Annotated in this window: 18 protein-coding genes and 1 riboswitch; of the genes, 4 read left to right on the forward strand and 14 right to left on the reverse strand. The window is 64.7% G+C overall.

What is annotated here, in order from left to right; all coding sequences use genetic code 11:
* Positions 1-26 precede the first annotated feature (26 nt).
* From cobA to LMTR13_RS27105, 5 genes are read right to left on the reverse strand one after another with little or no spacing between them, the layout of a single operon-like run.
* The gene (gene cobA / locus LMTR13_RS27085; protein WP_065730441.1) at positions 27-755 is read right to left on the reverse strand and encodes a uroporphyrinogen-III C-methyltransferase; all 729 of its coding nucleotides are present in this window, start codon (positions 753-755) and stop codon (positions 27-29) included.
* Positions 752-2,065, reverse strand: coding sequence for a cobyrinate a,c-diamide synthase (locus tag LMTR13_RS27090; RefSeq protein WP_065730442.1), 1,314 nt, complete (start codon positions 2,063-2,065; stop codon positions 752-754). The genes cobA and LMTR13_RS27090 overlap by 4 nt, the downstream gene beginning before the upstream one ends.
* A complete protein-coding gene (cobM, locus tag LMTR13_RS27095; protein ID WP_065730443.1) occupies positions 2,065-2,847 on the reverse strand; it encodes a precorrin-4 C(11)-methyltransferase in 783 nt (260 codons plus the stop codon). The genes LMTR13_RS27090 and cobM overlap by 1 nt, the downstream gene beginning before the upstream one ends.
* Positions 2,844-3,212, reverse strand: coding sequence for a cobalamin biosynthesis protein (locus LMTR13_RS27100; protein WP_065730444.1), 369 nt, complete (start codon positions 3,210-3,212; stop codon positions 2,844-2,846). Before LMTR13_RS27100 ends, cobM begins: the two co-directional genes overlap by 4 nt.
* On the reverse strand, positions 3,209-4,390 hold the full coding sequence (locus LMTR13_RS27105; RefSeq protein WP_065730445.1) for a bifunctional cobalt-precorrin-7 (C(5))-methyltransferase/cobalt-precorrin-6B (C(15))-methyltransferase: 1,182 nt from the start codon (positions 4,388-4,390) through the stop codon (positions 3,209-3,211). Before LMTR13_RS27105 ends, LMTR13_RS27100 begins: the two co-directional genes overlap by 4 nt.
* On the opposite strand from LMTR13_RS27105, the gene LMTR13_RS27110 reads away from it, so the two are divergent.
* Positions 4,389-5,138 carry a cobalt-precorrin-6A reductase gene (locus tag LMTR13_RS27110; protein WP_065730446.1) on the forward strand — a complete coding sequence of 250 codons (750 nt, stop codon included), beginning with the start codon at positions 4,389-4,391 and terminating at the stop codon, positions 5,136-5,138. The genes LMTR13_RS27105 and LMTR13_RS27110 overlap by 2 nt on opposite strands.
* Here LMTR13_RS27110 and cobJ read toward each other — a convergent pair.
* Genes cobJ through LMTR13_RS27145 form a run of 7 tightly spaced genes read right to left on the reverse strand, consistent with a single transcriptional unit; the run spans position 5,114 to position 13,020 of the window.
* Positions 5,114-5,848 (reverse strand): precorrin-3B C(17)-methyltransferase, encoded by a 735-nt coding sequence (cobJ, locus tag LMTR13_RS27115; RefSeq protein WP_065730447.1) that lies wholly within the window; start codon positions 5,846-5,848, stop codon positions 5,114-5,116. The genes LMTR13_RS27110 and cobJ overlap by 25 nt on opposite strands.
* On the reverse strand, positions 5,845-6,576 hold the full coding sequence (gene cobI / locus LMTR13_RS27120) for a precorrin-2 C(20)-methyltransferase (RefSeq protein WP_065730448.1): 732 nt from the start codon (positions 6,574-6,576) through the stop codon (positions 5,845-5,847). Before cobI ends, cobJ begins: the two co-directional genes overlap by 4 nt.
* A gap of 2 nt (positions 6,577-6,578) precedes the next feature.
* The gene (locus LMTR13_RS27125; RefSeq protein ID WP_065730449.1) at positions 6,579-7,208 is read right to left on the reverse strand and encodes a precorrin-8X methylmutase; all 630 of its coding nucleotides are present in this window, start codon (positions 7,206-7,208) and stop codon (positions 6,579-6,581) included.
* A complete protein-coding gene (cobG, locus tag LMTR13_RS27130; protein WP_065730450.1) occupies positions 7,192-8,370 on the reverse strand; it encodes a precorrin-3B synthase in 1,179 nt (392 codons plus the stop codon). The genes LMTR13_RS27125 and cobG overlap by 17 nt, the downstream gene beginning before the upstream one ends.
* Positions 8,367-11,615: a cobaltochelatase subunit CobN gene (cobN, locus tag LMTR13_RS27135; RefSeq protein ID WP_065730451.1), complete on the reverse strand. Its 3,249-nt coding sequence runs from the start codon at positions 11,613-11,615 to the stop codon at positions 8,367-8,369. The genes cobG and cobN overlap by 4 nt, the downstream gene beginning before the upstream one ends.
* Positions 11,615-12,649, reverse strand: a complete 1,035-nt coding sequence (cobW, locus tag LMTR13_RS27140; protein WP_065730452.1) for a cobalamin biosynthesis protein CobW — start codon at positions 12,647-12,649, stop codon at positions 11,615-11,617. The genes cobN and cobW overlap by 1 nt, the downstream gene beginning before the upstream one ends.
* Positions 12,646-13,020: a DUF1636 family protein gene (locus LMTR13_RS27145; RefSeq protein WP_065733007.1), complete on the reverse strand. Its 375-nt coding sequence runs from the start codon at positions 13,018-13,020 to the stop codon at positions 12,646-12,648. Before LMTR13_RS27145 ends, cobW begins: the two co-directional genes overlap by 4 nt.
* Before the next feature lie 90 nt (positions 13,021-13,110).
* Positions 13,111-13,327: riboswitch (cobalamin riboswitch) on the reverse strand.
* Positions 13,328-13,366: 39 nt separating this feature from the next.
* On the opposite strand from LMTR13_RS27145, the gene cobO reads away from it, so the two are divergent.
* Positions 13,367-14,020 carry a cob(I)yrinic acid a,c-diamide adenosyltransferase gene (gene cobO, locus LMTR13_RS27150; RefSeq protein ID WP_065733008.1) on the forward strand — a complete coding sequence of 218 codons (654 nt, stop codon included), beginning with the start codon at positions 13,367-13,369 and terminating at the stop codon, positions 14,018-14,020.
* Positions 14,021-14,045: 25 nt separating this feature from the next.
* Positions 14,046-15,494 carry a cobyric acid synthase gene (locus LMTR13_RS27155; protein ID WP_065730453.1) on the forward strand — a complete coding sequence of 483 codons (1,449 nt, stop codon included), beginning with the start codon at positions 14,046-14,048 and terminating at the stop codon, positions 15,492-15,494.
* 10 nt (positions 15,495-15,504) lie between these two features.
* Here LMTR13_RS27155 and cobD read toward each other — a convergent pair whose 3' ends face one another.
* Together cobD and cbiB are read right to left on the reverse strand one after the other, a co-directional pair.
* Positions 15,505-16,470 carry a threonine-phosphate decarboxylase CobD gene (gene cobD / locus LMTR13_RS27160; protein ID WP_065730454.1) on the reverse strand — a complete coding sequence of 322 codons (966 nt, stop codon included), beginning with the start codon at positions 16,468-16,470 and terminating at the stop codon, positions 15,505-15,507.
* A gap of 11 nt (positions 16,471-16,481) precedes the next feature.
* A complete protein-coding gene (gene cbiB / locus LMTR13_RS27165; RefSeq protein ID WP_083219507.1) occupies positions 16,482-17,423 on the reverse strand; it encodes an adenosylcobinamide-phosphate synthase CbiB in 942 nt (313 codons plus the stop codon).
* Positions 17,424-17,553: 130 nt separating this feature from the next.
* On the opposite strand from cbiB, the gene cobU reads away from it, so the two are divergent.
* Positions 17,554-18,057 (forward strand): bifunctional adenosylcobinamide kinase/adenosylcobinamide-phosphate guanylyltransferase, encoded by a 504-nt coding sequence (gene cobU, locus LMTR13_RS27170; RefSeq protein ID WP_065730456.1) that lies wholly within the window; start codon positions 17,554-17,556, stop codon positions 18,055-18,057.
* The last annotated feature ends 29 nt before the right edge of the window (positions 18,058-18,086 follow it).

Raw genomic sequence — 18,086 nt, forward strand, 5'->3', positions numbered from 1 at the left:
GCACGCAAGATCGGGCGACGGCATCATCACAGAGTCTCTCCCGCCAACGCGCCGAAAAGAATGACCGCCGCCGTCGTTGCGGCGCTGGCTTGCGCGAGCTGCTCTGCAAGCTTTGCAATCGTGGTGCGGACAATCCGCTCCTCAGCGCGGCCCAGAGACTCCGCAAATAGCGCCGGCGTGTCGGGAGCCATGCCGTGCTCGATCAGCTTTGCCGCGAGCGCCGGGAATGTGCGCTTGCCCATATAGACCACGGTCGTCGATTCCGGATCGGCCAGTGCCGCCCAATTAAGATCCGCGGGCAAACGCCCGGTGACATCTGCGCCGGTCACGAACTGGACGCGGCGCGAGGTGTGCCGGCGGGTGAGTGGAATGCCGGCGCGCGCTGCCGCAACGCAGGCCGAGGTGACGCCTGGTATGATCTCGTAGTCGATGCCCGCAGTTTGCAGCGCCTCGATCTCTTCTTCAAGCCGGCCGAAGATGCCGGCGTCTCCCGATTTCAAACGAACAACGCGGGCGCCTGCGGCAGCGTAGTCGATGAGCAGCCGGTTGACGTGCTCCTGTTTGGCTGAGGGCCGGCCCACACGCTTGCCAACCGCTACCAGATTGGCCCCGGCTCGGGCGTAATCGAGGATCGCGCCCGAGGCAAGGTCGTCATACAGCACGACATCAGCGGCGCGCAGACGCGCAGCCGCCTTGAGCGTCAGGAGCTCGGGATCGCCTGGGCCGGCCGAGACAAAGGAAACAAAGCCGCTCACATGTTCTCCGCAATGAGGTGGAAGAACGTGCCGGTGGCGTAGCCTCGCCGCGAGCCCGTCTCCGCAACGACCGCGCCAGTCGCGTCGCGCACGATAGCCAAAGGTGTATCGGGCTGCGAGACGATGGTGGAGTAATGGAATTCATGGCCGCGCAGGAGCGCGCCGGCCTGATATCCGGGCATCGGCAGCGCGAGTTCCGCAAGCCGATAGCCCAGATGCATGCGACGTTGGGCAAAACTCGTATGCAGGCCGAGCAGTCCCGTCATCTCATGGTGTGTGCCATTGGCGTCAGTTAAGGCGGTGCCAAGCAGCATGTAGCCGCCACACTCGCCATGTACCGGCCGTGTCTCTGCAAAGGATTTTAGCGCACGGCGAAATCGGCGATTTGCCGCGAGTTGGCCGGCGTGCAATTCCGGATAGCCGCCGGGCAGCCAGCAGACGTCGGCACTGTCATCAGGACCCTCGTCGGCGAGCGGCGAGAACGTCGTGATCTCGGCTCCGGCGGCACGCCAGGCCTCCAGCATGTGCGGATAGACGAACGAGAATGCGCCGTCGCGCGCCAGAGCGATGCGTTGGCCGGGTGGCTTGACGCTTGGGCCGTGCGCGGCGCATGGCGCCGTCCGGGCACATGCCGCGGATTGCAGCACTGCATCGAGATCGACATGCTCGGCGACGAAGCGGGCGGCTTCCGCGATCAGGCCTTCGACCTCGCCCTGCTCCTCAGCCTGTACCAGGCCAAGATGCCGCGTCGGCAAGGTGATCGCGGCGTGGCGGGGCAACGTCCCGAACACCAGAATGCCGGCTCCTGCCATGGCACGGCGCACCAGGTCCTCGTGTCGCGTGCTGGCGACGCGGTTGAGAACGACGCCGGCAAGACACACGCCCGCGCGGAAATCGCGCAGTCCCGCAGCCACCGCCGCGGCGGTTTGCGCCTGTCCGGAGGGATCGATCACAAGCAGCACCGGCCAGCCCATCATCTCGGCGATATCGGAGGTAGCGCCGGTCCCCGAGACGCCCCGTGCGGCAACGCCGTCGAACAGGCCCATCGAGCCTTCGGCCAGAACGAGGTCCGCATTCGCCCCGCGCGAGGCGAGCGCTTCGATCGCCTCGCGTTGCATGGCCCAGCTATCGATGTTGACAGAGGTGCGCCCCGTGGCGGCCGCATGAAAGGCGGGATCGATATAATCCGGCCCGCTCTTGAAGCACTGGACCTTCAGCCCGCGATCGCGATAGGCGCGCGCCAACGCCAGCGTCAGCGTCGTCTTGCCGACACCGGACGCCGGCGCGGAGATGACGAGGCTCGCCGTCATCACGAGCCTTCCGGAAAGCGCGGCGTCGGCCCGAGCGGCCGATAGCGGCGGTCATAGTCGACGGCATACAGGCGGCTCTCTCCGAAATCTTCCGAACCTAGTGTGCGTCCAACCAGAATAACGGCCGTGCGCTCGAGCTCGGTGCTTACAGCAGAGTCCAGGGTACCGAGCGTGGCGCGGATGATGAGCTGATCCGGCCAGCTTGCGCGCCAGACTATTGCGACCGGGCAGTCTCCTCCGTAGTGCGGCGTCAGCTCATCAATCACCCTGGAAAGGAGATGGATCGAGAGATGGATGGCGAGCACCGCACCGGTCGCGGCGAAGGTGGCGAGCTTCTCGCCTTCGGGCATCGCGCTCGCCCTGCCCGGCATCCGCGTCAGCACGACCGATTGCACAAGACCCGGCAGCGTGAGCTCGGCCTCGAGTGCTGCCGCGGCGGCGGAAAAGGCCGGCACGCCGGGCGTGATTGAATAGGAGATTTGAAGCGCGCGCAGGCGGCGCAATTGCTCGCCCATCGCCGACCAGATCGAGAGATCTCCGGAATGCAGCCGTGCGACGTCCTTGCCCTCACGATGCGCGGCGACGATCTCCGACATGATGTCGTCGAGCGACAGCGGCGCGGTGTTCACGATCCGTGCATCCCTTGGGCAATGCGCAAGAACGCCCTCGGGCACGAGAGAGCCGGCATAGAGGCAGACCGGACAGGCAGCGATGAGATCGCGTCCGCGCAAGGTGAGCAGGTCGGCCGCGCCCGGTCCGGCGCCGATGAAATGCACCGTCATTCGCCGTCTCCTTCCGCGATCGCTGCGGTCGCCGTCCGATCTTGCGAGACGGCCCGCGTCGAAACGAGGCGAGCACCACGGCCGGCGACCGCAAGCGCCGCGGCTTCGGCGATGGAGCCCGTACCGAACTTCGCCTTGATCAGTTCGGACTGTGTGGGCGTGGCAATGCCGGCCAGAACATCGGCCGAAACAGGCTTGATCGGCACGTTGAGTTCGCGCGCTAGCAATTTGAGCGCGGCGGTTTCGGCCTTGTCGCTGACCGTTGCAACTGCAGCGAGATCTTCAGGGCCGCCCGCGTCGGCGAGAGCTTCGCGCAACGCAGCCAGTGTGACGTCATGCTTGAATCCAAAGCCTGCGGCCTTCACTTGAGTGCACTCCATTGCACGACCGGCCGCGCCGCTTCCCAGGACCGGTAGCGGCCGAGGTGTCCTGCATGCGCAATCTCGATTCGCATCAACTCGCCACCGTGGCGTTGATGAAGGTCCGATAGTAGCGCCTCGGTCTCCAGCGTGACGGCATGCGCAACCACCCGGGTTCTCGGCTCAATGCGCGACCAGACCGCATCGAACATCCTGGCGTCGAGCCCTCCGCCGATGAAGACGGCTTGCGCTGTCTGAAGGCCTGAGAGGATATCAGGCGCTGTTCCCTCAATGATGACGATCCGATGCGTCAGACCGAAGGTCGCGGCGTTGCTGTGAATATTCGCCACGCGATCAGCCCGCGCTTCGATGGCGATCGCCGTGCCACCGCAGAAAGCCCATTCCACCGAGATTGAACCTGAACCGGCGCCAATGTCCCACAATCTTGCCCCGGGCCTCGGCGCCAGCGCCGAAAGCGCGAGCGCGCGCATTGGCCGCTTGGTTATCTGGCCATCATGCACGAAGAGCGCGTCCGAAAAACCGGAGCTGCGAGGAACGCCGTCCGGTCCCGTGGCTTCGAGTGCAACTGCCACGGGAGCCGCGATCGCGTCGGCCGCGTAGCTCTCGGCGCGTTGTTGCGCCACGGATTCGCGGGCACCACCGAGCGCGGTGAGCGTCCACAGCCGTGACTCGCCCCATCCGCGCGCCGTCAACCATTTGGCCAGATCGCCGGGCGCCTTGTCGTCGCGCACGAGACAAATGATGCGCGCTCCACGTGTCAGATGCGGCATCAGGCGTTCGAATGGCGCCGCGTGGAGACCAAGACAGACGACAGATTCGAGCCGCCATCCGAGCCGCGCCGCGGCGAACGAGAATGTCGACGGCGCGGGATGCGCAATCCATTCGCTCTTGCTGAGCCGTTCCGCGAGACTGGCTCCTACGCCGTACCAGAACGGATCGCCCGAGGCGAGCACCACCGTCGGACGGCCGCGGCAGGCCAGCACGCAATCTGTCTCGAACGGCGCCGGCCAGCGACGGCCGCGGTCGGCAATCCCTGCCAGCGCAAGATGCCGTTCGCCGCCAAACACCGTCTCGGCTTCCGCAAGCGCCTTTCGGCTTGCATCCGAGAGCCCGGCAAGTCCATCTTCGCCAATGCCGATAATGGTCAGCCAGGGATCATGCATGATGCGCGCCCTCATTCTGGGCGGAACAAGCGATGCCAATCTGCTCGCGGACGCTGTCGCGCGCGCGGGGTGTGATGCGATCTATTCCTATGGAGGTCGCACCCGCGCCCCCGCGAACCAGCCGCTGCCGACCCGCATCGGTGGCTTCGGCGGCGTGAACGGCCTTGCCGAGTTCATTCGGCGCGAGGGAATAACGCATCTTGTCGATGCAACCCATCCCTTCGCGGCCGAGATGAGCCGCAATGCGGTTGCAGCGTGCGAGACGACCGGAACACCGCTGATTGCGCTCGAGCGCGCGCCCTGGGCAAAAGAGGCCGGGGACACTTGGATCGAGGCCGCGGATATCACCTCTGCTGCCGCAGTGTTGCCGAACAATCGCGCGCGGGTATTTCTTGCGATCGGACGGCAGCACATCGCAGCTTTCAGCGCCAGGCCGCAGCACGCCTACATTTTGCGGTTTGTCGATCCTCCCGACGGACCACTGCCGTTTCCGGACGTCGATGTCATCGTGTCGCGCGGACCATTCACCCTCGCCGGCGAATTGGAGATGATGCGCACGCGCGGCATCGAATGGGTCGTTGCCCGCAACTCCGGTGGAGCGGGCGCGCGCGCCAAGATCGACGCCGCGCGCGAGCTCGGCCTTTCCGTCGTGATGCTCAAGCGGCCCGAATTGCCTGACAGGCCGCGGGTCGAAAGCGTGGCGGAGGTCATGCAATGGCTCGGTCATCGCGCATGCCTCGGTGCATAGACCCAGCGACCGACGCGGCGCGTTGCCGAATTGCCGACGATGACAAGGGTTCGCATGTCGGCCATCTCCGGCCGCGCCTCGCGCAGCAGCACCGTTTCAATTCGCTCCGCGGGCGTGCTGACCGCATGGGCGAAGATCACGAGGCGTTCGCCGCAACCTGCTTCCTTCAGAACCGAGAGCGCGCGTCCAAAACCCTCGGGCCGGCTCACTGAGCGCGGATTGTACATCGCGATCGCAAAGTCGGCTTCGGAGGCAAGCCGCAAGCGTTTCTCGATCATCGGCCACGGCTTCAGATTATCGGAGAGATTGATCGCGCAAAAATCGTGGCCGAGCGGCGCGCCGGCGCGCGCGGCCGCTGCCAGCATTGCAGTCACGCCAGGCATAACGCGGATTGCAAGCCCCTGCCATTGAGGCGAGACTTCAAGTGCTTCGAACACAGCCGCTGCCATGGCGAAAACACCCGGGTCGCCGGAAGAAACCATGACAACGCGCCGTCCTTCCGACGCCAGCTGCAAGGCATCGCCTGCGCGCTGCAACTCCATGCGATTGTCTGATGGATGCAGCGTCAGTCCTTCACGCGGTTGCACCCGCCCGACATAGGGCGCATAGCCCACGACGTCGGTCGCGGCGGCGAGCGCGGCGGAGACTTCCGGCGTGACTAGCGCCTGATCGCCCGGCCCAAGTCCCGCGATGGTCAATATGCCGCTCATTCGGCAGCCTCCATCCGGCGTCCCTGCCCATGCACAAGCACGATCGCGAAATAGGGACACTCGGTCTCGTCCACGTCGTTCAGCCGCGCGACCCGCTCGCCTGGCATGGTCCCGCGTTCGATCAGCCATGCCTCGCCAAGGCGGCCGGCGGTGGCAAGCGCGCGGCGCACCTTCTTCAGATTGCGCCCGGTCTTCATGATGACGAGCGCGTCGGAATTGCGCGCGCGTTGCTCGAGCTCGTGTTCCGGCAGCGTACCCATCAGCACCGTCATCACATCGTCGCCGAGGGCGATCGGCAGGCCGACCGAATTCCAGCAGCCGGCCATGCCGGGAACGCCGGCGATCACCTCGATCTCGACGTGGCCCTGCAGACGCGCACGGAGATGCATGAAGGAGCCGTAAAAGTAGGGATCGCCCTCGCAGAGAACGACGATGTCGACTGCGCGAGCAAGCCGCGCAAGACGCTCCGCCCACTCGTCGTAGAAGCCTGCAAGGAGGCGAATATATCCCGGACTGTCGAAGGCGATCTCCGTCGTGACCGGATACTCCATCGGATATTCGCAGACGTCCTTTGCCAGTAGTCCATCGACGATGCGGCGCGCCTGGCCGGGCCGTCCCTTCTTCCGGAAATAGGCAACGTGCTTGGCCGCACGGACCTCACGATCGGCGCGCACGCTCATCAGGTCCGGATTTCCTGGCCCGAGGCCGCAACAGATGATGCGCCCCATGGCTATTCGCTCCGGCTCGCCAGCGCGTTTACGGCGGCGACTGTGATCGCCGAGCCGCCAAGGCGTCCCTCGACCGTCAGCGCCGGCGCGGGCCGATCGGCCATCAATGCGGCCTTAGCTTCAGCAGCCCCGACGAAGCCGACCGGACAACCGATGATCGCCGCAGGTCTTGGACAGTTGCGATCCTCCAGCATGTTGAGCAGGTGAAACAGCGCGGTCGGCGCATTGCCGATGGCGACGATCGCGCCGTCCAGATGCGGCCGCCACAATTCCAGCGCTGCGGCCGAACGGGTGTTGCGCATGGATTGAGCGAGCGCGGGAACCGCGGGATCGTCGAGTGTGCAGATGATAGCGTTGCCGGCCGACAGGCGCGCGCGCGTGATTCCTTCCGACACCATGCGCGCGTCGCAAAGGATAGGTGCGGCGTTCTGAAGCGCGGCCCGCGCGATGCGTGCCATGCCGGGCGTGAAGCGGATGCAGGATTCGAGACTTACCATGCCGGCGGCATGGATCATCCGCACGACCACCGGCTCCTCGTCGGCCGAAAAGCGCTCAAGGTTCGTCTCGGCGCGGATGGTGGCGAAGGATTGACGGTAGATCGCCGCACCATCGGTTTCATAGACATGCGGCATCAGTGCGTCCCGTTAGAACGGAAGGATCTGCGATCATCCGGCCGGCACTCAGTCCACGCAAGGCTGGCGCATCCCGCGTCGAGCCGCCGCGGACGAGGTCAAATCCCTCACGGGCCGCAACGAGGGTGAGGGCGGCACGCCCCGAATGGGCACAGCCCTTGGCGCAGCCGGAGACATGAAGCCGCTCGTCCGCGGCAATATGCTGGGCCAGCGTCGCCGCGAGTGCGCGTGTGTCGGCATACGCCTCGCGGCAGGCGGGCGCGCCAGGGCAGGCAACGACGCGCAGGATCGGATCGTCCGCTTGCGTGACGAGGCCCTCGCAGTGAGCCATTTCGCGCAGCTCTTCCGCCAGGATCATGCGCCACGGCGTCATCCGTAATCCTGGCGAGCATCCAGCCAGATAGCTGAGCGTCGCACGAGTTACCTGCCCGAATGCCGCGCCGACCATCGCGCCTTGCGGATAGAGCCCCAGGCGCGGCTCGGCGATCGTTCGAACCGGCTCGGCGCGGCCACGAAGCGCGTCCGGCAGCTTTGCGCCAGCCCCGATATGCGCTGCCATCCGCCCTCGCCCATCCCTCGCTCCGCCGAAATCGACGAACCACTCGGCAAGCGCGAGCGCAACCTTGACGGCTTCGCTCCGTGCTACGGGACGACCATGCTCCGCGCCGTCGGCACGCACGATCAGCTCTCCCGCGATGCTGCGCTCAATGCGGATATCGGCAGATGCGCCGGCCAGCGCGCGCTCTGTCCCGCAATCGACGGCGAAGCCGAATTTGGTCGGCAGGCCGGGCGGTCCCATCACAAGCCTCTGTTCAAGTTCTGCAGCGAGAAAACAGGTATCGTCACTTGCGCTCCAGAAGGGCGTGACAAGGATGTTGCGCCGCGCTTCCGACTCCGGATCGGGATCGAGCAAGTGCAGCCGCGAGAGTTCCTCGATCAAAGGCCGATGACCTTGATCACTGACACCCCTGATTTGCAGGTTGGCCCGGCTGGTCAGATCGATGAGGCCGTTGCCGTAGCGCTCGGCCAGCGCCGCAATTCCCGCTGCCTGCTTGGCATCGAGCCGGCCACCGTGCGGCCGGACGCGAACCACGAGCCCATCTCCCGATCGCATCGGCCGCAAAGCGCCGGGACACCACCCCTTGATCGCAACGGCGCTCATGAGGCCTCCCGCAGCGCAGCCGCGATCGAATTGCGTTGCGTCCTCCAGAGCGAAGCTTCATGCAAACGAGTGAAGCAAGCCTCGATCGTCGCGAGCGCCGCCGGATTTTTGCGCGCCAAGAAGCTCCGCACCTCGTCATTGCCAAGTGTCGCTTCGTAATAAAGATCGAAGAGATGCGGAGGCACGGCCCGGGCGAGAAGGGCGAAAGAGGCCATGTGGTCGAGCGTCGCTGCTATCTCGGCCGCGCCCCGGAAGCCGTGGCGCATCATGCCCGCGATCCATGTCGGATTGGCAGCGCGAGCACGCACCACGCGCGACAGCTCTTCTGTCAACGAGCGTGCCTGCGGACGATCCGGGCGCGTGGCATCGAGATGATAGAGTGATGGGGCGGCCATGCCGAGGCGCGCCGCCGCGGCCGCAATGCCCGCCTCGTGCACGGCATAGTCTGCAGCTAATAGCAGGTCGGTTTCCGGCAGGTCCTGCGCATGGACGAAGGCATCGGCGGCGACGAGCCTTGCCTCGATACCTGTCCGATCAGGCCGCATCGTGCCGTCCGATGCGAATGCCCAGGACGAGGCCGAAAGCCAGGCCTCACCGGCCGCCTCGCGCGCCTCCTCCGTCAGAACATTCGGCAGCGATGGCATGCCGACACCATAATGCCCGGGCCGTGGCCCGAACACGTGCGCCGCGCGATGGCGATAGGGATTTTCTTCGCCCTCCTCGTCGCGTTCAGAAAGCGCTTCGGTCGCCGCCTCGAACAATTGCGCAAGGGATGAGAAGACGTCGCGAAACAGCCCCGACACGCGAAGCGTCACTTCGATGCGCGGTCGACCAAGAGCGGCCAGTGCGATGATCTCATAACCCAACACCCGACCCGACCCGTGGTCCCAGCGCGGCGCGATGCCTGCCAGGTGCAGGGCCATCGCGAAATCCTCGCCAGCGGTGCGCATGGTCGATGATCCCCAGAGATCAACCAGCAGCCCCTTGGGCCAGTCGCCGTGATCCTGCAGGTGACGGCGCAGCAATTCCTCGGCGAGCTTGATCCCCTGCACGTGCGCGGACGGTGTCGGCACTGCGCGGGGATCGACGGCGAACAGATTGCGTCCGGTCGGCAGCACATCGCGCCGCCCACGATATGGCGAGCCGGCGGGCCCCGGAGCAACGCGCCTACCAGAGAGAGCGTCAAGCAGCGCGCCCTTCTCCGCCTCGCCGCAAGCCCCGCGGCCGAACACATGCAGGCCATCGCCGAACTGGCTTTCCTTGAGGTCGCAGACGAAGCGATCGATCCGGGGAATTGCCTCGGCCGGCGCAGCCAAGGCGCCAAGGCCGAGATCCTCTTCCAGTCCCGCGGCACGCGCTTCATCGCGGACCAACGCGATCAGGCGCTGGCGGCGCGCGGGATCGAGACCGTCGGCGGTCGAGTATTCATCGAGCAGTTGCTCGAGCCGGCGCAGGCCTTCCGGCAAAGCCGCCCGCGCCAGAGGTGGCGGCAAATGCCCGATCGTGACCGCGCCGATGCGCCGCTTGGCCTGCGCCGCCTCGCCGGGATCGTTGACGATGAAAGGATAGATCACCGGCGCGCTGCCAATCAGCGCTTCCGGCCAGCAGGCAGCGGACAGCGCCACGGACTTGCCGGGCAGCCATTCCAGCGTTCCGTGGGTGCCCATATGGAGGACCGCGTCGACCTCTTGCTGCCTCAGCCAGAGATAGAACGCGACATAGGCGTGGCGAGGCGTGCGCGAGAGATCGTGATACTCCGCGTCACGATTGGTAACATCACTGCGTTCAGGCTGAACGGCGATGATCGCCTTGCCACGCTGGATCGCTGCGAAATGAAATTCGCCACCACGACAGGCGGGATCGTTCTCCGGCGCGCCCCACGCGCGCGCAAGGTCATCCTGTAACGGGCGCGAAAGCCTCGCCAGCTCCGTGCGGTAATCCGCAACGCTAAAGATCAATTCCTCCCGCAGGAGAGTTTCACCGAGCGCTCCTGCCGCTTTCACGTCGTAACCCGCAGCGTGGAGATCGGACAGCATCGTTTCGACCGAAGCGAGTGCGTCGAGCCCGACCGCATGCGCGAGCTGGTGCGGACGGCCCGGATAGTTCGAGAGCACAATCGCCAGCCGCTTCACGCCTGCCGGCTTGTCCGCGAGCCTGTGCCAGGCCACCACCCGATCCACGACAGCACCGACACGTTCGTCGTCAGGCCTGTGCGCCAACTGCGCAAATTGCAGATCGGGATCGCGCTCACCCGCCGACTTGAAGCTGACCACGCCCGCAAACAGCCGGCCGTCAATCTCCGGCAACGCTACATGCATCGCCAGATCGCCCGGCGAGAGACCGCGAAGCGACTCCGCCCAATCCTCGCGCCGGGCCGTCGACAACGCAACCTGGAACACCGGGCCGGAGGCGGCATCGAAAGCCGTCGTGCCGTCGTCGGCGGCCGCAGAGAAGGCGGTTGCATTGACGATCACTGCAGGCGGGCATTGCTCGAACTGCCCCTTCAGCCAATCCGCTACACCCGCGGCCTTTAGCGATGTGACGAATATGCCATAGGCATCAAAACCCGCTTGTCGCAGTGCTGTGATCAGCGCGTCGACCGGGAGGGTATCTGCCGCGGTGAGATAGGAGCGATAGAAGGTGACGAGCGCGCGCGGCCGCTGGTCGCAATTTGGCAGCACCGCGATTGCGCCACGACCTGGATCATAAAAACCGATCTCGGACATTTCGATCTCGCCGACGACAGGCCCCGCATAAAGGCCCGAGGCCAATGCGAGCTGGGCGATTGCAGCCTGCGCCGCCATTGCTCCGCCCTTGTCGCACAACGCCTTCAGCCGTCCGAGCGTCGAGGCGGGTAATGTCGAGAGCGCATCCAGGTACGGATCGTCGCGACCGTCAGCCGGGAGCACCGCAACCGCGATGTCGCGATCCTTGGTCAATTGATGCAGGGCAGCCAGCCCATATGACCAGTAGGACTCGCCACCGATCAGGCGCACCAAGATGCCGCGGGCATGCGACAGCGTCCGCTCGATATAGGTGTCGACCGATAGGGGATGACGCAGTTCCGCAAGATTCGCGAGCCTCAGCGACGGCAGGCAAGCACGCCCACGCCGCCAGCCGGACGCGAACGCGGCGAGATCGCTGTCTGAGAACGAGAGCACGACAAGGTCGGCCGGGTCCTGACCGAGATCCTTAGGGATCGCGGTCTCCTCAAGACCGCGGCTCTCGCGAAACACGACGTGCATCAGACACCAAGTCCCGCCCTGATAGCGGCCTCATCAATATCGTCGTGTTCACCGATCAGAACCAATTTCGACTGCCTTGGCCGCGTGCCCCAGGGCATATCGAATTGATGCCGCACCCGCTCCCCGACCGATTGCAGGAGCAATCGCATCGGCTTGCCCGCGACCGCGATATATCCCTTGGCGCGCAGCACATTCTGCTCGCGCGCAAGCCGCTGGATCGATCCGACCAGCGCATCGATATCAGCAAGTTCCGGGAGCTCAACTATAACCGAGGCGAAGTCGTCGTGCTCGTGCTCTTCTTCGCCGTCATGATGAGAGGGGCGCGCAGCGAGATCGTCTTCTGCCGCCGCTTCGAGACCAAGGATGATACGCGCATCGACAGCGCCGTCGACGACCGGCAACATCGGCACGCGACGCGGCATTTCGGCGACGATCGCCGCCTTGGCCGCTTCAAGTCCTTCAACGCCGGCAAGGTCCGCCTTGGTGAGCAGCACGATATCCGCGCACGCGATCTGATCCTCGAACACTTCCGACAGCGGCGTCTCGTGATCGAGGTTTTCATCGGCCGCACGCTGCGCTTCCACCGCGACTGGGTCTGGCGCAAAGCGGCCGGCCGCCACAGCCTCGGCATCCGCAAGCGCAATCACGCCGTCGACCGTGATCCGCGAGCGGATCTCCGGCCAATCGAACGCCTTGAGCAGCGGCTTTGGCAAGGCCAATCCCGATGTCTCGATCAGGATATGGTCGGGCTTCACGCGCCGCGAGAGCAGCTGCTCCATGGCGGGAATGAAGTCGTTAGAGACCGTGCAGCAGATGCAGCCATTGGCGAGCTCGACGATATTCTCGGCCGGACAATTGACATCCGCGCAGGACTTCAGGATCTCTCCATCCACGCCTTCGCTGCCGAACTCGTTGACGAGCACCGCAAGCTTCTTGCCGTTGGCGTTGGCGATCAGGTGCTGGATCAGCGTCGTCTTGCCCGAACCGAGAAAGCCGGTGACGACCGTGACCGGAACCTTGGCGAGCGTGTTCATTCTGCGGCCTCCGGCAGGATGGTGATGGGTGGAATGCGGGCAAGCGATTGTTTGCGGAAGATCTCCGGCCGGCTGCGCCACGGCACGATGCCGTCGGGCGCCGCCGCATAGGCCGCAGCACCGGCGATCACGTCCGGCGCATTTGCGTCGGACAGGCGGCCGTAGACGTAAGACCACCGTCCAGGCGCGCTGAGCGCGACCGAGCAACCGTGGCTACAAGCGGACAGGCATTCGACCGGAACGACGTGGACGTTTTCCGGCACGCCGGCCTCGAAGATGGCGCTGTGCAGACGCGCGCCTGGCGTGATTTCGCCTTCGCTTAGGGGTTGGCCGGCACGGCAGGTGATACAGACATGAAGCGTGACGGTCATCGCCCTCCTCGACGTGTTGGCGGAGGCGATGAGGCGCACGAACCGAAGACACAACGGTTCGTTGCCGTCGCGGAGCACCCCGTCCGCCGGTCTCAAGTCTCTGCGCTGGCAGGTCTCCCGGCTTGCGGAGCAGGTTTTCCCTTCGATCTCCGCCTTCCCAACCCCTGACGGGTCAGTGGCTTCTAGAGATCTCTCCGGTCACGGTCGCGGGGGCGGCTGCGTTTCAGGTTCAAGCTTTGCGGCTAGAGCCCTATCGCATTCCCTCTTCGCCTGTCGTAGGACAGGAACCAACGCCACCCCACCATTTGCCCAAGCGTGCAACTTGTCAAGCCAAAGGAGCGTGCTGATGACTTCCGAACCTGATGCCGCTGAGGACGAAACCGTGACCTCCGAAGCCTCGCTGGACGCCCGCCATGCGGCCAAAATGGCGAAGAAAAAAGCAGCGCGCGACCGGATGATGGCCGTCAAGAGCGGCGAGAAGGGACTCATCATCGTGCATACCGGCGCGGGCAAGGGGAAATCCTCCTCGGCTTTCGGCATGATCATGCGGTGCGTCGCGCATGGCTTTCCCTGCGCCGTCGTGCAATTCATCAAAGGTGCGTGGGACACCGGCGAGCGTCGCCTGCTGACCGGACATTTTGGTGAATTGTGTCAATTCCATGCGATGGGTGAAGGGTTCACCTGGGAAACACAGGACCGCGCCCGGGATATCGCCGCGGCGCGCGCCGCATGGCAAAAGGCCAAGCAGCTGATCGCCGATGAAGCCTTGCGCATGGTCGTGCTCGACGAGATCAACATTGCTCTTCGCTACGACTATCTGGAGATCGCAGAAGTCGTCGAGTTCCTGAACAATTCAAAGCCGCCGATGACGCATGTCGTCCTCACGGGGCGCAATGCCAGGCAGGAATTGATCGATGCCGCCGACCTCGTCACGGAGATGACGCTCGTGAAGCATCCTTTCCGATCCGGCATCAAGGCGCAGCCCGGCGTTGAGTACTGACGAATCAACCGCGGAATCCGATTCGATGGCGCGCGCATTGATGATCCAGGGAGCAGGATCGGACGTAGGCAAGTCGCTCATCGTTGCCGCCCTTGCGCGCGCCGCGACCCGCCGCGGCTATCGGGTGCTGCCCTTCAAGCCACAGAACATGTCGAACAATGCGGCCGTGACAATCGACGGTGGCGAGATCGGACGCGCGCAGGCGTTGCAGGCGCAGGCCGCAGGTGTCGAGCCGCACACCGACATGAATCCCGTCCTGCTCAAGCCGGAGACAGATGTTGGCGCCCAGATCATCGTGCAGGGACGGCGCGTGGCGACGCTGCGAGCCCGCGCGTACGCTGCGATGAAGTCATCGCTGATGGAGCCGGTCCTCGAAAGTTTCGGGCGCCTGAAGGATCGTGCCGATCTTGTTCTGGTCGAGGGCGCCGGCAGCCCAGCCGAGGTCAATCTGAGGAGCGCCGATATTGCCAATATGGGTTTTGCCCGCAAGGCCAACGTGCCAGTGGTGCTGGTCGGCGACATCGATCGCGGCGGTGTGATTGCACAGCTCATCGGCATCAAGGCCGTGCTGGATGCCGACGATGCGGCCATGATCTGCGGCTTCGTCATCAACAAGTTCCGCGGCGATCCGACGCTGTTTGATAACGGCTACCGGCTGATCGAAGCACGCACATCCTGGCGGGGATTTGGGGTTCTGCCCTATTTCGCCCGCGCTGGCGAGTTTCCGGCGGAAGATGCGCTGGGGCTTGTTGACGCTCGCAAGGTAGGCAAGTGCAAGATTGCCTTTCTCGCGCTGTCGCGGATCGCGAACTTTGACGACCTCGATCCGCTGAAGCTCGAGCCAGATGTCGACCTTGTGATGGTCCGGCCTGGAGAGGCAATCCCGGGCGATGCAAAACTCGTGATCCTTCCCGGCTCGAAGTCGACACGCGGCGACCTCACCTTCCTGCGCGCGCAGGGCTGGGACATCGATCTTCTCGCGCATCACCGTCGCGGCGGCCATGTGCTCGGCGTCTGCGGCGGTTACCAGATGCTCGGACGCAGTGTGGCGGATCCTACAGGAATCGAGGGACCGGCGGGAGAAACGCCCGGCCTCGGACTCCTCGACGTGACGACGGTGATGACGCCACAAAAGACTCTCACGCGGGTTGCGGCGGTCCATACCGCAACGGACCGGCCGATCGAGGCTTACGAGATTCACATCGGGCATACCGACGGGCCGGACCGTGCACGGCCATTTGCTTTGATTAGCAGCGCGCCGGAAGGCGCAGTTTCCAGCGACGGACGCGTGTACGGTAGCTACCTGCACGGCCTGTTTGCTTCGGACAATTTCCGCAGCGCATTTCTCGCGCAACTGGACATTCCGGCCGCAGACCAGCAATACCGCGCCAGGGTGGAGAGCGCGCTCGATGCGCTTGCCGATCACATCGACAGCCATCTCGATGTAAATGGGCTGCTTGCACTCGCGCGCTGAGTATTAGTGATCAACGCGAGAGCGCGGCAGCAAGCCGCGACCATTCCGTCCCGTTACCCGGCAAGCCCAGCCGGAGCCATCCCGGCTTTTGCTCAAAAACACGCGACCATATCTGGCCGCGAGCGAGTCGCGCCTGCGCGGCGCGCGCGTCGCCGGTCTCGTAGAGCCGGAACAGCGGCGTCCCGCCGACCAGTTGCCAGCCCTGCGATCGCACTTCAGCATCCAGCCGGAGGCAATCGCGCGCCAGACGCGTCGCGGTTGCCTTTGCCCACTCGCGATCAAGCAAGGCGCGCCGTCCGATCGCAATCGCTGCGCCGGAAATCGGCCATGGACCCACCATCGCCGCCAGCGCCGCGATATCGGCCTCGCTGCCGAGAGCGAAACCGAGCCGCAGTCCTGCAAGCCCGTAAAATTTCCCGAACGAGCGCAGGATCAACAACCCCGAGGGTCCCGCCCCAGATGCCAGCGACAAGCCGGAAACGGCGTCAGCAAAGCTCTCGTCGACCACTAGTCGACCGACGCGCGGCAAGAGCGAGAGAAACTCGTTCGGATGATGGCGTCGACCATCCGGATTGTTGGGATTAACAACCACGGCGAGATCGGCTCCCGCCAGCGCTTCGAGATCAGAAACGTGGGCCACGTCCCAGGCTGCGGCGGAAAGAACCGCCGCGTACTCGTTATAGGTCGGCGCAAGAATTCGCGCCCGGCCGCGCGACGAAAGACTCGGTAGCAATTGGATGGCTACTTGTGCGCCACCAAGAGCCACGATTCGCGCCTTGGTGGCGTAGGCCTGCTGTGCAGCCTGATGGAGAGATTCGATATCGGATCGCGACGGCAGCGCGCTCCAGTATCTAGGTTCCACCTCACCCACCGGATAGGGCTGCCGATTGATCCCGGTTGAGAGGTCGATCCAGTCCTGCGCACGCCCGCCGAAGCGCTGAACGGCGAGATCGAGATTTCCACCATGCTCGAGCATTGCCCTCTCCGTCACGCGAAGTCCAGAATCGCAAGCGCAGCGGCCAAAAGAACCATGGCGCGGACGTAGAGCTTCAACCCTTGCCGGATGTCCGCAGCGAACGGATCGCGCGCCCGCTCGTTGAGCCAAGGTTCGTTGGCGGTGCCACCGTGATAGATGCGCGGCCCGCTGAGCCGCACGCCGAGCGCGCCGGCCATGGATGCTTCCGGCCAGCCGGCATTGATCGAGCGGTGGCGGCGCGCATCCCTCGCCATGCAAGACAACGCATTCGAAGGCCGCGTCGCCAGCACCACAAACAAAATGCCTGTGAGACGCGCCGGTATGAAATTGGCGAGATCGTCAATGCGCGCGGCAGCCCAACCGAAGGATTCGTGGCGCATCGTGCGATGGCCGATCATGGAATCGAGCGTATTGATCGCCTTGTAGCCGACAATGCCCGGCAGCCCGAACAACGCTCCCCAGAACACGGGCGCCACAATGCCGTCGGAAGCATTCTCGGCCAGGCTCTCGATGGCCGCGCGCGCAATGCCCGCCTCATCGAGAGCTGCGGGATCGCGTCCCACGATGTGCGCGACCGCGGCACGCGCGGCTGCGATATCACCGGATTGCAACGGATGCGCAACGGCGGCCACATGATCATAGAGCGAACGCAGCGCGACCAGGGGCCATGCGAGAATTCCCAGGAGGACGATGCGGCTCCATTCAAAGGCGAGCGCGGCCTGAACCGCCCATCCAATTCCGGCCGAAACTCCAATCACGAAAAGCGCCACGGCTGCGCCAGCGATCCGCCTGACTCCAGGCGGATCGATAGCCCGGTTGAAGCTGATGTCGAGAATGTTGATCAGCCTCCCGAGCCAAGTGACGGGATGACCAATGCGGGCGAACAGCGCGTTGGGCCAGCCCAACAGGGCGTCCACCGTCATCGCTACCACCATCGCTCCCGCAAAGCCCACACTCATTCTCCCGTCGTGCCTGGCCCTGATGCACAAGAATTCCCTATCAAGGCAAGCCCCATATCGCCTGATTTCACCTTTGTCTTTGTCGAAGATTGGTGATTAGTGCTGGCCATAAGTGGAGGACGTCATGGACATCATACTCCTAACGGGCGGCGCCCGATCGGGCAAAAGCCTACGCGCAGAAGTTCGCACCCGCGCTTTTCCGGGACAGCCCGTCTATATCGCCACGGCAGAGGCGCTCGATCAGGAAATGGGTGAGCGAATAGCGAAGCATCGCGCGCGGCGAGGAAAGGACTGGATCGAGCGCGAGGTTCCGCTCGATCTCGTCCAGGCCTTGATCGAAACCGATGGCGGTGGCGCAAGGTTGGTCGATTGCCTCACGCTGTGGCTGTCGAACCTGCTCCACGCGGAACGCAACTGGTCGCATGAGGCTTCGCTGCTCGCTGACGCGCTTGCCCGCCAGCGCAGCCCGGTCGTTATGGTCACCAACGAGGTCGGGCTCGGTATCGTGCCGGATAATGCGCTGGCGCGCGCATTTCGGGACGCGGCGGGTATCCTGAACCAGACGATTGCCTCCGTTGCGGATGAGGTCGAATTCGTCGTGGCAGGATTGCCAATGAAGCTGAAGTAATGCCGCGCTTGGCGGTATTGCGACGCGTC

The sequence above is a fragment of the Bradyrhizobium icense genome (assembly GCF_001693385.1).
In the GTDB taxonomy this organism is placed as follows: Bacteria; Pseudomonadota; Alphaproteobacteria; order Rhizobiales; family Xanthobacteraceae; genus Bradyrhizobium; species Bradyrhizobium icense.

What these genes read in the sequence shown, in the direction of transcription:
- LMTR13_RS27125 (WP_065730449.1), bottom strand. Translation starts at nt 7,208, where the DNA reads ATGCCGCATGTCTATGAAACCGATGGTGCGGCGATCTACCGTCAATCC.
- cobD (WP_065730454.1), bottom strand. Translation starts at nt 16,470, where the DNA reads ATGCTCGAGCATGGTGGAAATCTCGATCTCGCCGTTCAGCGCTTCGGC.
- LMTR13_RS27145 (WP_065733007.1), bottom strand. Translation starts at nt 13,020, where the DNA reads ATGACCGTCACGCTTCATGTCTGTATCACCTGCCGTGCCGGCCAACCC.
- cobN (WP_065730451.1), bottom strand. Translation starts at nt 11,615, where the DNA reads ATGCACGTCGTGTTTCGCGAGAGCCGCGGTCTTGAGGAGACCGCGATC.
- LMTR13_RS27155 (WP_065730453.1), top strand. Translation starts at nt 14,046, where the DNA reads ATGGCGCGCGCATTGATGATCCAGGGAGCAGGATCGGACGTAGGCAAG.
- cobU (WP_065730456.1), top strand. Translation starts at nt 17,554, where the DNA reads ATGGACATCATACTCCTAACGGGCGGCGCCCGATCGGGCAAAAGCCTA.
- cobG (WP_065730450.1), bottom strand. Translation starts at nt 8,370, where the DNA reads ATGAGCGCCGTTGCGATCAAGGGGTGGTGTCCCGGCGCTTTGCGGCCG.
- cobI (WP_065730448.1), bottom strand. Translation starts at nt 6,576, where the DNA reads ATGGGGCGCATCATCTGTTGCGGCCTCGGGCCAGGAAATCCGGACCTG.
- LMTR13_RS27090 (WP_065730442.1), bottom strand. Translation starts at nt 2,065, where the DNA reads ATGACGGCGAGCCTCGTCATCTCCGCGCCGGCGTCCGGTGTCGGCAAG.
- cobJ (WP_065730447.1), bottom strand. Translation starts at nt 5,848, where the DNA reads ATGAGCGGCATATTGACCATCGCGGGACTTGGGCCGGGCGATCAGGCG.
- cobW (WP_065730452.1), bottom strand. Translation starts at nt 12,649, where the DNA reads ATGAACACGCTCGCCAAGGTTCCGGTCACGGTCGTCACCGGCTTTCTC.
- cobO (WP_065733008.1), top strand. Translation starts at nt 13,367, where the DNA reads ATGACTTCCGAACCTGATGCCGCTGAGGACGAAACCGTGACCTCCGAA.
- LMTR13_RS27110 (WP_065730446.1), top strand. Translation starts at nt 4,389, where the DNA reads ATGATGCGCGCCCTCATTCTGGGCGGAACAAGCGATGCCAATCTGCTC.
- LMTR13_RS27105 (WP_065730445.1), bottom strand. Translation starts at nt 4,390, where the DNA reads ATGCATGATCCCTGGCTGACCATTATCGGCATTGGCGAAGATGGACTT.
- cobM (WP_065730443.1), bottom strand. Translation starts at nt 2,847, where the DNA reads ATGACGGTGCATTTCATCGGCGCCGGACCGGGCGCGGCCGACCTGCTC.